Annotated in this window: 7 protein-coding genes; 5 read left to right on the top strand and 2 right to left on the bottom strand. The window is 58.2% G+C overall.

Annotated elements, in window-relative coordinates; all coding sequences use genetic code 11:
* Nucleotides 1–20: 20 nt before the first annotated feature.
* The gene (locus IDM48_RS09665) at nucleotides 21–365 is read right to left on the bottom strand and encodes a nitroreductase family protein (protein ID WP_068168590.1); all 345 of its coding nucleotides are present in this window, start codon (nucleotides 363–365) and stop codon (nucleotides 21–23) included.
* Between the two features lie 122 nt (nucleotides 366–487).
* On the opposite strand from IDM48_RS09665, the gene IDM48_RS09675 reads away from it, so the two are divergent.
* The 4 genes from IDM48_RS09675 to IDM48_RS09690 all read left to right on the top strand — a co-directional run bounded on the left by IDM48_RS09675 (nucleotide 488) and on the right by IDM48_RS09690 (nucleotide 9506).
* Nucleotides 488–5989: a DEAD/DEAH box helicase gene (locus IDM48_RS09675; protein ID WP_238398082.1), complete on the top strand. Its 5502-nt coding sequence runs from the start codon at nucleotides 488–490 to the stop codon at nucleotides 5987–5989.
* A 184-nt stretch (nucleotides 5990–6173) separates the two neighbouring features.
* Nucleotides 6174–7064, top strand: a complete 891-nt coding sequence (locus IDM48_RS09680; RefSeq protein WP_190617147.1) for a DNA-formamidopyrimidine glycosylase family protein — start codon at nucleotides 6174–6176, stop codon at nucleotides 7062–7064.
* On the top strand, nucleotides 7012–8199 hold the full coding sequence (locus IDM48_RS09685) for a pseudouridine synthase (protein ID WP_238397963.1): 1188 nt from the start codon (nucleotides 7012–7014) through the stop codon (nucleotides 8197–8199). The genes IDM48_RS09680 and IDM48_RS09685 overlap by 53 nt, the downstream gene beginning before the upstream one ends.
* A gap of 38 nt (nucleotides 8200–8237) precedes the next feature.
* Nucleotides 8238–9506: a glycoside hydrolase family 76 protein gene (locus IDM48_RS09690; protein WP_190617149.1), complete on the top strand. Its 1269-nt coding sequence runs from the start codon at nucleotides 8238–8240 to the stop codon at nucleotides 9504–9506.
* A gap of 17 nt (nucleotides 9507–9523) precedes the next feature.
* On the opposite strand, the gene IDM48_RS09695 is transcribed toward IDM48_RS09690, so the two are convergent.
* Nucleotides 9524–11035 (bottom strand): SulP family inorganic anion transporter, encoded by a 1512-nt coding sequence (locus IDM48_RS09695; protein ID WP_190617151.1) that lies wholly within the window; start codon nucleotides 11033–11035, stop codon nucleotides 9524–9526.
* A gap of 164 nt (nucleotides 11036–11199) precedes the next feature.
* On the opposite strand from IDM48_RS09695, the gene tgt reads away from it, so the two are divergent.
* Complete coding sequence (gene tgt / locus IDM48_RS09700) at nucleotides 11200–12690, top strand: tRNA guanosine(34) transglycosylase Tgt (RefSeq protein WP_238397964.1); 1491 nt, start codon at nucleotides 11200–11202, stop codon at nucleotides 12688–12690.
* Nucleotides 12691–12771 lie beyond the last annotated feature (81 nt).

Raw genomic sequence — 12771 nt, forward strand, 5'->3', positions numbered from 1 at the left:
TATTTTTTATTCACCAGTGATTAGAGAATCTCTGCTGCTTCATCAAAGGAGAAGCGGGGGCTACGGTCATATTCTGGGAGGACGCCGTACCCCAGATTAACCGCCAAAAAAGCCTTGCGCTCGCCATCGGGGAAGAACTCCTGGGTGATACCCTCAAAATCAGCGCCAGTCATAGGACCCGCAGCCAAACCTAGCGCACGCGTAGCGATGATGAAGTAACCTGCAGCAATAGATGAGGACAACAAACCGGACGAGTGGCGAACACCCTCATTGTCACGGAACATTTCCCGCATACCAGCAGCGCGAGGATTGAACTCGGGGAATCTTTCGGACCAGTTGGTGTCAAAGCTCAGCACAGCAGTCACCGGTGCTTTTTCGGCCTTTTCCCGGTTGCTTTCCACCAGGTGAGGGATGAGACGGGCGCGTGACCCGGTAAAGCATATGTAAGTTGACTTGGTTTGTCACTCCCACCTGGCATAATGAACAAATGACCTCTGCCGGCACTTTTCATAACTCGCTTCAGTATTTCTCTGCACCCACCCGCGAGTGGTTTACCGGGGCGTTCACCGCCCCTACCGCCGCGCAGGACGGCGCATGGCACGCGATTTCCGCTGGCAAACACGCGCTCGTAGTTGCACCTACCGGCTCGGGTAAAACTCTGGCGGCTTTTCTCTGGGCACTTGACCGGCTTCATATTCAAGAAAGTGCCCCGAACCAAAAAACCGGTACCAAGGTTCTCTACATTTCTCCGCTCAAAGCCTTGGGGGTGGATGTCGAACGCAACCTGCGCTCCCCTCTGATTGGCATCGCTCAAACCGCAAAGCGGATGGGCGCCGATGTACCGAATGTGACCGTTGGGGTGCGTTCGGGCGATACACCGCCTAAGGAGCGCCGTCAGCTCATCTCCAATCCCCCAGATATTCTCATCACCACCCCCGAATCTCTCTACCTGATGCTAACCTCGAAAGCGCGCTCTACGCTGGCGGCGGTTCATACGGTGATTATTGATGAGGTTCATGCTGTTGCCGGAACCAAAAGAGGAGCACACCTGGCGGTTTCGCTAGAGCGCCTGGATCAGATACTCGACCAGCCCGTGCAACGCATCGGTCTTTCCGCAACGGTAGAGCCGGTCGAAACCGTCGCGCGCTTTCTCGGCGGCGTCGCCCCGGTTGATATTGTGCAACCGCCCTCGGAGAAAAAATGGGAACTAACCGTTTCTGTTCCTGTGCCCGACATGACCACGCTGGGCGGCCCCAACACCTATGGCGAGGGCGAACAGTCAGACCCTAGCCGGGAGGAAAACGGCGAACCAGTAGCTGGGGTGGGTTCAGCGGTGGGCGGCGCCTACGTCGACAAGCTGGCAGATCGCGCCCGGGTGCGCGTCAATGCATTTGAAACCGGCACCGAATTCCACGACGACGGCATGGTCAACAGCGATTCGCTACTGGAACGGGACGGTACCGCCCCGGACCAGCACTCCATACCTGCTGTAGACATCGATCATCTGACGCGCGGGCTTACTCTTGCCGACGCTATCGGGATTTTTCCGCAGGAAAACGCCCCTGCCCCACAGGTAGAAATCACCCGCACTGAGATTGAAGAATTCGACCCGGCAGAGCTCTCCCCCGCTGAGATAGCGCAAGAAGCAACGCCGGATACCAGTGGCTACCAGGCGTCTATCTGGCCGCACGTTGAAGAGAGAATTGTTGATTTGGTGGAGAAGTACCGCTCCACCATTGTGTTTGCCAACTCTCGCGGTTTGGCGGAGAAACTGACCGCGCGTCTCAACGAAATTCACGCTGATCGTGAGGAAGCACGAGCGGCTATGGAAGGCTCCTCCGAAGATTCGGAAAACGCCTCTGCCTCCCCGCGAGTGACGTCCCCGCCGCAGAATATTTCCGAAGCTCTCAGCCAGGCGCTGGCGGCAAACGGTGGCGCTCGAATCGAACGTGAAGACGCCAAAATCAAGCGCCCACCAGCGCAAATCATGGCGCAATCCGCCACTGCCCACGGCGTCCCGCCGCTCCTCGCGCGAGCGCACCACGGATCGGTCTCTAAAGACCAGCGATCGGTGATTGAAGAAGCGCTCAAATCAGGTGAACTTCGCTGTGTGGTTGCCACCAGCTCCCTTGAGTTGGGCATCGATATGGGTGCGGTAGATCTGGTAATTCAGGTGGAATCCCCCGGTTCAGTCGCCTCTGGTTTGCAAAGAGTAGGACGCGCGGGCCACCAGGTAGGAGAAATTTCCAGAGGCTACCTCTATCCCAAGCACCGCGGTGATTTGCTCAATGCAACGGTGACCGTTCAACGAATGCTCGCGGGCAATATTGAGCCGCTCTCTATTCCGCAAAATCCGCTGGATATTCTTGCCCAGCAAACCGTGGCTGCCTGCGCGCTTGGACCTATCGATGTGGAGTCCTGGTTTGAGGCGCTTCGCCATACCGCCCCCTTCGCCACCCTGCCGCGCAGTGCTTTTGAGGCAACCTTAGATTTGCTCTCGGGTAAGTACCCCTCCGATGAATTTGCTGAGTTGCGCCCGCGCGTCATTTGGGATCGCGATGCTGGAACGCTCGAAGGCCGTCCCGGTGCGCAGCGGGTGGCGGTAACCTCCGGCGGTACGATACCTGACCGCGGGCTGTTTCCCGTTTACATTGTGGGTTCAGAAGACTCCAAAGCCCCTAAACGCGTGGGTGAACTCGATGAAGAGATGGTGTACGAGTCCCGGGCGGGCGACGTCATCGCTCTGGGTGCTACCTCCTGGCGTATTGAAGATATTAGCCACGACCGCGTGAGCGTTACCCCCGCCCCTGGTGTGCCTGGCAAGCTACCTTTCTGGCATGGGGAGGGGCCGGGACGTCCGGTCGAACTCGGCCGCGCGCTGGGCCAGTTCACCCGTGAGCTCGCCACAGAGATTCAGAATGAGCCTGCTGCCGCTCGTCAGCGTGTAGAAGCTATCGGTCTTGACACGTGGGCTGCCGATAACGTGCAGGCCTACGTTCGCGAACAATCCGAAGCAACCGGGGCGGTGCCTTCTGACCAGCAGTTCATCGTAGAAAGATTCCGCGATGAAATTGGGGACTGGCGAGTCGTTCTACACTCCCCCTACGGCATGCCCGTGCACGCACCCTGGGCGCTGGCCGTCGGTCAACGAGCCGAAGATATGTTCGGCGTCAATGCCTCAGCAATGGCGGCTGACGACGGCATCGTGCTCCGCATTCCTTCCATCGAGGCGGAACCACCCGGGGCATCCCTGTTCTTCTTCGACACCGATGAACTCGAAAACATCGTCACCGAACGAGTAGGTTCCTCCGCCCTGTTCGCCAGCCGGTTCCGCGAAAATGCAGCGCGCGCCTTGCTTCTGCCCCGCCGCGACCCAGGGCGGCGAACCCCGCTCTGGCAGCAACGCCAGCGATCTGCCCAACTTCTGGACGTCGCCCGCAAATTCTCCAACTTTCCCATCATTTTAGAAACCGTGCGCGAGTGCTTGCAGGATGTCTATGATCTGCCTGTCCTAATGGACATCCACCGCAAAATAGACTCCCGCGCCATCCGCGTGAACGAGATTGAAACAGAATCCCCCTCGCCTTTTGCGCGCACGTTACTCTTTGGGTACGTTGCACAGTTCCTCTACGAGGGCGATTCGCCCCTTGCAGAACGACGCGCGGCAGCGCTCACCCTTGACCCGGCGCTACTTTCCGAATTGTTAGGGCGCGATGAACTGCGTGAATTGCTCGACGCCAACGTCATTCGCCAAACCGAAGCCCGCCTGCAGCACAGCGTGGCAGGCTACCGCTACCAAGGAATTGAAGGCGCCGCTGACCTGCTACGTTTGCTCGGCCCGCTCAACGCCCATCAGCTAGCAGCCCGGCTGAGGGTCAACCGCTCTAGCGAGGAAACTGAAGAAGAACCCCTCACCTCAGAGCAGGCTGAAGCGTTTGCCCGCGAACTAGTTTCAGCCAACCGCGCTCTTGCCTTCACCCTTCATGGCACCGAACATTTTGCCGCCATTGAGGACGCCGCCCGCCTGCGCGACGGTCTAGGTGTGCCCCTCCCCATGGGGGTTCCTCTCGCTTTCCTCGAACCGGTCCCCCACCCCCTACACGATTTGGTGGGTCGCTACGCCCGCACCCACGCCCCCTTTACCACCGCCCAAGCCGCGGCGGCGCTGGGGCTGGGTACCGCCGTCGTCGAAACCACTCTGCGCGCCATGGCAACGGAACGCAGGATCATTTCCGGCGAATTTTTACCCGAAGAAATCCGCGCAGAACTAGCCCTTGCCCGCACCGGAACGGTCGAAGCAGCAGGCACCGAATGGGTCGACGCCGGTGTTCTACGCACCCTCCGATCCCGCTCGTTGGCAGCCCTACGCGCCGACGTCGAACCGGTTGCCCAACACATCTATGGGCGTTTTTTGCCCCCTTGGCAGCACGTACAGTCGTGGGAAATCACCGAAGAAACCTTTGCGCCCGGCACTTTTGGTGCCCCGGTTGGGGGCAAAAAAGTCTCGGCGAAAGCCTATGAAGACTCCATGCTCAGCGGATACGACGGGCTACTCACCGCGATTGACCAGCTGGCCGGAGTACGCATACCGGCATCCGCCCTGGAGCCCCTGGTTCTGCGCTCGCGGGTGAAAGACTACTCGCCCTCACTATTGGACCGCGCCTTATCCAGTGGCGATGTGCTGTGGGCAGGCGACGGCGAACTCGCAGGCGATGGCTGGATTACCCTCCACCTCACCGAAGCCGCTTCACTGACCCTCCCCTCCGATGGCGAACGCCAGGATAGGCTCTCCGAACTTTCCCCGCTAGATCGAGCGGTGTATGAGGTGCTCGGCGGTGGCGGTCTATTCTTCCAGCAGGTTCGCGAGGCACTTTCCCGCTACGCCGCAGAAGCTTTGCAGGCAGTAGAACCGAGTGCGAACCCCACCGAGTCAGGCGCAGGACACCCTGAGAATATGCCCTTTACGAGCTCCGAGGTCTCTGCGTCCCTCTGGAACCTCGCCTGGGCAGGACTGGTTACCAACGACACCTTCGCACCGGTACGCGCGCATCTCGCCGGCGGGCACTCGGCGCACAAACTTAAAAAGCCAGCACCAGCGCCGCGTGCTGCAGTACGCCGCGGTGCCGCGCGTCTTTCCGGCTCCCGCTTTGGTACCAACACCGGAATGAGCAGAAGGGGGCGGATGGGGTTGCTTTCTACCCCCGCCGATATGGTGTCTCCTACGGATTCAGGGCGATGGTCCCGGGTATGGACCGAAGAGCTGGACCCCACGATTGCCGCCCATGCCCGCGCCGAATTACTCCTGGACCGTTACGGCGTGCTAACGCGCGGCGCCGTGGCAGCAGAGGACACCCCCGGCGGATTCTCAGCGGTATATCGCGTGCTCTCTCTAGCAGAAGAAAAAGGAGTGGCGAGGCGAGGTTACTTTGTGGAAGAGCTAGGGGCAGCACAGTTCTCGACGGCGAACACGGTAGACCGCTTGCGCGCCTATGACCGGGAGGTAGAGAATCAGGGCGGCTCCACTCAAACAACCCGAACGGTCGTTCTACTTGCGGCGACCGATCCCGCCAATCCCTACGGCTCAACGCTCCCCTGGCCTGCGCCGTCGTTACTGGGTCAAATCGAGCAAGAATTTACCAAACATAAACCGGGCAGAAAAGCCGGCGCGGTGGTGGTCTTGATTGACGGGCGGTTAGGAATCTACCTCGAACGAGGCGGGCGAACCGTTCTACTCTTTAGCTCCGATGTGACCGACGTACGAGCGGCAGCCCCCTTGCTTGGTGAGCTGGTGCGGCGCGGAGCAGCAGAGAAAATCATGATCGAAAAAGTCAACGGACTGGGAATCTTAGAAAACCTGGCACCTTTAGTTTCCACCCAAGAACAGGCTGTTGAACCCCCGATGCACCCCATAACAGCACTGCGTCGAGGTCTAGAAGAAGCCGGGTTCTACGCTACCCCCAAGGGTTTGCGTATGCGACAGGAAATATAAAAGTGGCTCCTGCCGGTGCAGGAGCCACTTCATGGGGGATTTACGCTCTACAAATTGGGGGAATACTGTATAGACATAATGGATGACACAACGATGTTACCAGTCGGTAACTGATAAGCCAACCTATCTTCTGTCACATTATTTATAGAATGAAGCTTACTCAAAAGCTGCTCTAGGAGAACCCATGCCTGAAGGCGATACCGTATGGCGCCAAGCGCGTAACTTACACCGCGCTCTTACAGGCAGAACGGTGCACCACACCAGCTTCAGATTTCCCGATTCCGCCGAAATAGATTTAGCGGGAGAAACCATTCACGGCGCTTTTGCCCGGGGCAAGCACCTCTTCATCCGCATCGGCTCAATGAGCGTTCACTCCCATCTCAAGATGGAAGGTATCTGGCATGTCTACGGCACCGACGGCACCGGCAAACCCGCACGGTGGAAAAGACGGACGACGGAGGCACGCGCCGTCATCAAAGCGAACGCGCGGCTAGATTCTTCAGGAGTAATAAGAGATGGCTCCTCACCGGTAGAGGCAGTCGGCTTTAACCTAGGAATGCTCGATGTGGTGCCCACCGAGCACGAAGAACGATTTGTTTCCCACCTGGGTCCGGATATTCTTGGCGCCGACTGGAATCTTGCACAGGCGGTAGAAAACATTCGCAAACGCCCCGAACGTATGATCGGCCCAGCCCTCCTCGACCAGAAAAACCTCGCTGGAATCGGAACTATCTACCGCGCTGAAACGCTCTTTCTTGCTGGCGTAGACCCCCGCAGCACCGTCGCCGCCGTGCCGGATTTGCCGCGCGTCGTCGAAATCGCTTCTCTCCTCCTCAACGCAAACCGCGCACGCCCCCTCCGGGTGACGCGCACCGTTGCTGAACCCCTATGGGTCTACGGTCGCAGGCGGCAAAACTGCTACCGTTGCACCTCACCGATTGTGCGCGAAGAACTGAGCGACCAAGGCACCGGCGGCGAACGCTTCGGAATCACACCGCACCGGCTGGCCCAAGAGAACGATATTGCGCGCCTCTCCTACCGCTGCCCCACCTGCCAAGTACTCTTTAGGGAGTAGTTGGGCACGCTACCATAGCCCTATGGCCCGCCGTAGAAAAACACCCATCAGCAAACCCCTGCCCCAGGTAGAGGGGATAGATCCCGTGCATCTCATCATGCCGGAGCAGTACCCCAGCGAATACGCGGCCACCGATAAAACCTCGCCCACTCTGGCGGACTACCTCACCGCCAGGTTCTTCCCCCAAGACCCCCACTACGTACCTGCTCGCTTAGAACGCGGGGAAATCGTCGATGACTCCGGGACCCCCTATGCGCCGCACTCCCCGTTTATCGGAGGAAGCTCAGTGTGGTACCACCGCGAACTATCTCCAGAACCAGATGTACCCTCTGACCTGCCCGTCCTCTTCGAAGACGAATGGATTTTGGCAGTTGATAAACCACATTTTCTTGCCACCACGCCCCGGGGTATGTTCGTCAAAAATACCGCCTTGGCAAATCTTCGGGTAGCACACGATCTGCCCGAGCTCTCCCCTGTGCACCGTCTTGACCGCGCAACGGCAGGAGTGCTTGTCTTCGCTAAAGTGCCCCCAGCCCGGGCGCCGCTCCAGATGCTGTTCGAACGCCGCAAGGTACGCAAAACCTACGAAGCGGTAACCCTGCCGATAGCGAACCTAAGCGAAGGAGACCAGCTGACGGTACGCTCGCGCATCGACAAAGAACACGGCCACATTCAAGTAGAACAAACTAACGTGCAGATTCTACCCGGTGAGCACCCGCCCCTAGCCCCTGAAACCCATGCGCAAAAACGGAAGCGCAGACAGTCCGGCCAAGCTTTCGACGGACTCAATGCAGAATCCCGCATCACGTGCCTGAGCATCTACGACCTCGATTCGGCGACCGTAGACATCACCGGACTAAACAACAGCGCCCGCCGATTAACCCACCTTCAACTCGAACCGCACAGTGGAAAAACCCACCAATTACGGGCACATCTGCTGGCAGCAGGTTCCCCTATTTTAGGCGACACCATCTACCCAGAATTACAGGAGCACGGCAACGATAATCCCGCTCTTCCCCTGCAACTTCTAGCGCGAACACTGGAATTTATCCACCCTTTAACCGGCGAAGACGTGATGTTGCGTAGCCAACGCACCCTCGCCCTCGCCCCGCCCCCAGGACCCGGCGTGCGATAGGCTAGAAACGAGTCCACACCAACATCAGAGGATAAAAATTGAGCACCGAACCTACTCGCCGCTCCCTGCACCAAGCGCCTACCGCCGCAGAAATTTCCCAGCTCCACCAAGAACACGCACGGGAAGTCAGCGACCGAGCTGAAACCGCCGGGCGGTCCATCCTCAGAATGTTCGGCAAAAAAGCTTTTGGTGTACCCGGAACCCTGCTCGGCGCAGTACAGATTCCCGAAACCCGCACCAGATTCACCCGGCTGGGTGAATGGCATTTCTGGTGGCAGGCACACCTGCTCGATTGCGCCATCGACGCCTCCCTACGCGCCCATCGCGAAATGGATTCAGCCACCGCAACCACCTGGTTTGAAACCGCCCAGGCAATCCTCCGCGGAATTCATACCCGCAACCTCGGTTCCTGGACTAACTCCTACTTTGACGACATGGCATGGCTGGCACTGGCGTCAGGCAGACTCAACGCCCTTGCCGAGATCCTCAACGGGCGCGGGCTTATTCAGGCACAAGACGCCGGGCGCGACCTATTCGTAGCACTCTCCAAAGGCGCCACCACAGACCTCGGTGGCGGTATGTTCTGGTCTACCCAAAAAGACTTCAAAAATACACCCGCCACAGCACCCGCAGCCCTTGCCTTCGCCCGCGGCGCGCAGGTGGGTCGCGCGTCTGCCCTCCTCAACTGGCTCGACACCAAGCTGTGGGACGCCGAGCGCAAGGTTTACCTCGACGGCATCAAAATTCGCCAAGATTCTGAAGAACTAGAATCGGCCCTCTACTCCTACAACCAGGGCCCGGTTCTCTCAGCCTTGCTGGAAGTTGCAGAAGCAGGCGGAGAACTTAACTTTGAAGTAAATCAGCGGATCTCGGACATCCTCGACGGTATCGAGCAGCACTTCACTGCAACCTTTGAAGTTTCCGCCGTCGAAAGGGTCAAGGTTCTCTCCACACATGGCGATGGCGACGGCGGACTCTTCAGCGGTATCCTCGCTCGGTACCTGGCGCAGGTAGCGCTGAGCGAGCAGGTCGCTGAAGAAGTGCGCTCGCGTGCCGGCGCTTTGGTCGTTCAAAGTGCCGATATTCTCTGGGAAGGGCGACGCGAGTTCGACCCCGATTTGCCCCTCAACGAGTACGGCATTGATGTTCGAGAAGTACGCGGTGAACCGACCGTTCTTTTCAGCACCGATATTGTGCGTCATGCCTCTGAGACTTTGGGGGTAGGTACTCCCGTTCAGCTCTCGAGCCAGCTCCAGGGGTGGATGCTTCTCGAATCCGCCGCGCGAGTACTGGCGGCGAGCGCTTAGTTTTTGGTTTCTCGGTTCTAGCTTCGAACGCGCAGTCGTTCTCTCAGCTCATAAGAAACCTCGTTCAACCCCGTGACTCTCACGCTCTTGCCTAAGGTCGCATATTTGGCGGCAATAGAATCGAGGGCAGATACGCTCGATGCGTCCCATATATGCGAATTGCTCAAGTCGATCTCCACCGCGCTGGGGTCTTCGGCGTAGGAGAATTGGAAATATAGATCGTTCGAGGAGCCAAAAAATAGCGGTCCGTTTACGCGGTAGAGGGCGTAAACGCCGTCCTGTTCCGTTTCGGCAACGATCTTTCGGTCTACCGTGACGACGTGCGTAATTCGACGTGCAAAAAGCACCAACGCGCAAAGTACACCTACGCCCACGCCCAGCGCGAGGTTGTGGGAAAATACCGTAACCAGAACGGTCATAGCCATGACGGCAAGTTCAGACCGGGGCATCGTGCGAAGGGTAGAGGGCTTGATCGAATGCCAATCAAAAGTGCTCCAGGACACCAGAATCATTACCGCTACCAGTGCCGCCATAGGAATCTGCCCCACCAGGTTCCCCATAGCAACCGATAGAACTAGCACGAACACTCCCGCACTAAAGGTAGAGATTCGAGTGCGAGCATGGCCGGTTTTCACGTTGATCATAGTCTGACCAATCATGGCGCAACCGCCCATTCCGCCAAAGCAAGCGGTCACGATATTGGCAAGGCCCTGCCCCCAGGATTCACGAGTTTTGCTGGAGTGGGTATCGGTGAGGTCATCTACGAGTTTGGCTGTCATCAGCGATTCCACCAACCCGACGAACGCAACGGCGAGCGCGAACGGGAAGATCGTTTTTAGAGTGTCCAGTGTCAGGGGTACACCAAGTGCAGTCAACTGCGGTAATGAATCGGGAAGGGCGCCAAAATCACCGACCGTGGGCACGCGGATACCCGCCAGCATGGTGAAGGCCGTGAGTAAGACGATGGCGACGAGCGGCGCGGGAATCATCGGGTGAATTTTAGGCAGACCAAAAACCAGCAGTAACCCTACGATGGCAAGCGGGTAGACCAGCCACGGCACACCGATGAGCTGCGGAAGCTGGGAAGAAAAAATGAGTATGGCTAGTGCGTTCACAAAACCCACCATGACCTGACGGGGGATGAAACGCATCAGCTTAGCCACCCCGATCCCTGCTAGAACAATCTGCAAAATACCGGCAAGAAGCACCGCCGTAATCAGGTAAGGCAGTCCGTGACTTGCCATGAGAGGTGCGATGACGAGCGCCGTCGAACCCGCGGCACCCGATACCATGGCAGGACGCCCGCCGGTGATTGAGATGGTCACCGCCATGGTGAATGAGGCAAAAAGACCGACGCGCGGATCAACTCCCGCCACCACGGCAAAGGCAAGTGCTTCGGGAATCAGTGCAAGCGCCGTCACCAAACCTGCGAGTACTTCCACGGTGAGAAGTTTGGGACTTCTCAGCGTACGTACCACCGATTGACGTTGCTGGGGTGAAAGAGGCGACGCAGATACCGAGGTGCTCATGAAATCCTTGAAAAGCAGATAGGGGTGAACACTTTTCAGGGTAGCAGTTGGGTTGAATGCACCCGAATTGCTCACAAGCACAGCGAAGAACGGTGTGTGGTGGGCAGATGGTGTGTTCTCGGCAGAACGGCCTTTCCCCAGGCTGGACATTGTAGAATGGGCAGGTGCTCAATACAGAATTTTCTGACCCCACTTTTTCCTTTGAACTTGGCAACAGGCTAGCGGATACCGCCGATATCCCCGCTGCTCGAACCGACGCTAATGGCGGCGAGTTCCGTGGCCGCACCGGCGTCATTCATACCCCGCACGGGGATATCCAGACCCCCGCTTTCACCCCCGTTGGCACCAAGGCAACGGTGAAGGCTGTTCTACCCGAGGCCATGAAAGAGTTGGGCTCGCAAGCACTGCTCGCTAACGCCTACCACCTGTACCTGCAGCCTGGACCCGAGGTTCTCGACGCCGCTGGTGGTCTAGGCAAGTTTATGAACTGGGATGGCCCAACGTTCACCGACTCCGGCGGATTCCAGGTCATGAGCTTGGGCTCAGGATTCAAAAAGGTCATCGACATGGGCACAGTTGCAAACGCTGTGGGCGCCGATGGTCGACCAATTGGTGACGACGACGTCGCGACCGGCAAAGAACGCATGGCGCATGTGGACGACGACGGCGTGTTCTTCAAGTCCCACATCAACGGCGATATGCACCGCTTCACCCCTGAGGTTTCGATGCAGGTGCAGCATCAAATTGGTGCCGACGTCATGTTCGCCTTTGACGAGCTCACCACCCTTTACAACTCCCGCCCTTACCAGGAAGAAGCGTTAGAGCGTACCCGCTTGTGGGCGCTGCGTTGCATAGCTGAGCACCAGCGTCTAACCAAGGAACGCATAGGCAAACCCTATCAGGCGTTATTCGGCGTCATTCAGGGTGCGCAGTATGAAGATCTTCGCCGTAAAGCATGCCGCGATTTAGGGTCGATGCCCTTTGATGGTTTTGGCTTGGGCGGTGCGCTGGAGAAAGAAAACCTGGGCACCATTGTGCGCTGGTGCAACGAAGAACTCCCCGAGAATAAGCCCCGCCACTTGCTGGGGATTTCAGAACCCGATGACATTTTCGTGGGCATCGAAAACGGTGTTGATACCTTTGACTGTGTCTCGCCCACGCGCGTTGCCCGTAACGCCGCCGTCTATACGCCCGAGGGTCGTGTGAACCTCACCAATGCGCGTTTCAAGACCGACTTCACGCCGATCTTTGATGGCTGCGACTGCTACACCTGCGCCCACTACACGCGCGCCTACATCCATCACCTGTTCAAGGCGGACGAGCGGCTTTCGGCAACTTTGGCGTCAATTCACAATGAGCGATTTATTGTAAAGATGGTGGACGACGCCCGCCTAGCGATCGACTCCGGCGACTACTTTGAGTTCCGCGACGAGTTCGTGGGCAAGTACTATTCGAAGAAGGTTGCCCAGCTCAAAGCCCAGGAAGAGGCTGCGGCACGCCGAGCGCAGAAAGAGGCCCAGCGCATCGCGGCGGCAGAAGCGCGCCGGGCAGCAAATCTCAAAGCTAAAGCTGAGGCGGAGGCACGACGCGCGGCGGTGGCAGAAGCGGCGCTTTTAGCTGAGGCGGGAGAATCCACAATAGAGACCCACAACTAATAAGAAATATTACGCCCAGCACACCCAACTCATGCAGGCTGTTTCTTTTGTCTAGTTTAAAAGAGACAGGTTCGTATTCGC

This window comes from Rothia amarae (genome assembly GCF_014705945.2).
GTDB classification, from domain to species: domain Bacteria; phylum Actinomycetota; class Actinomycetes; order Actinomycetales; family Micrococcaceae; genus Rothia; species Rothia amarae.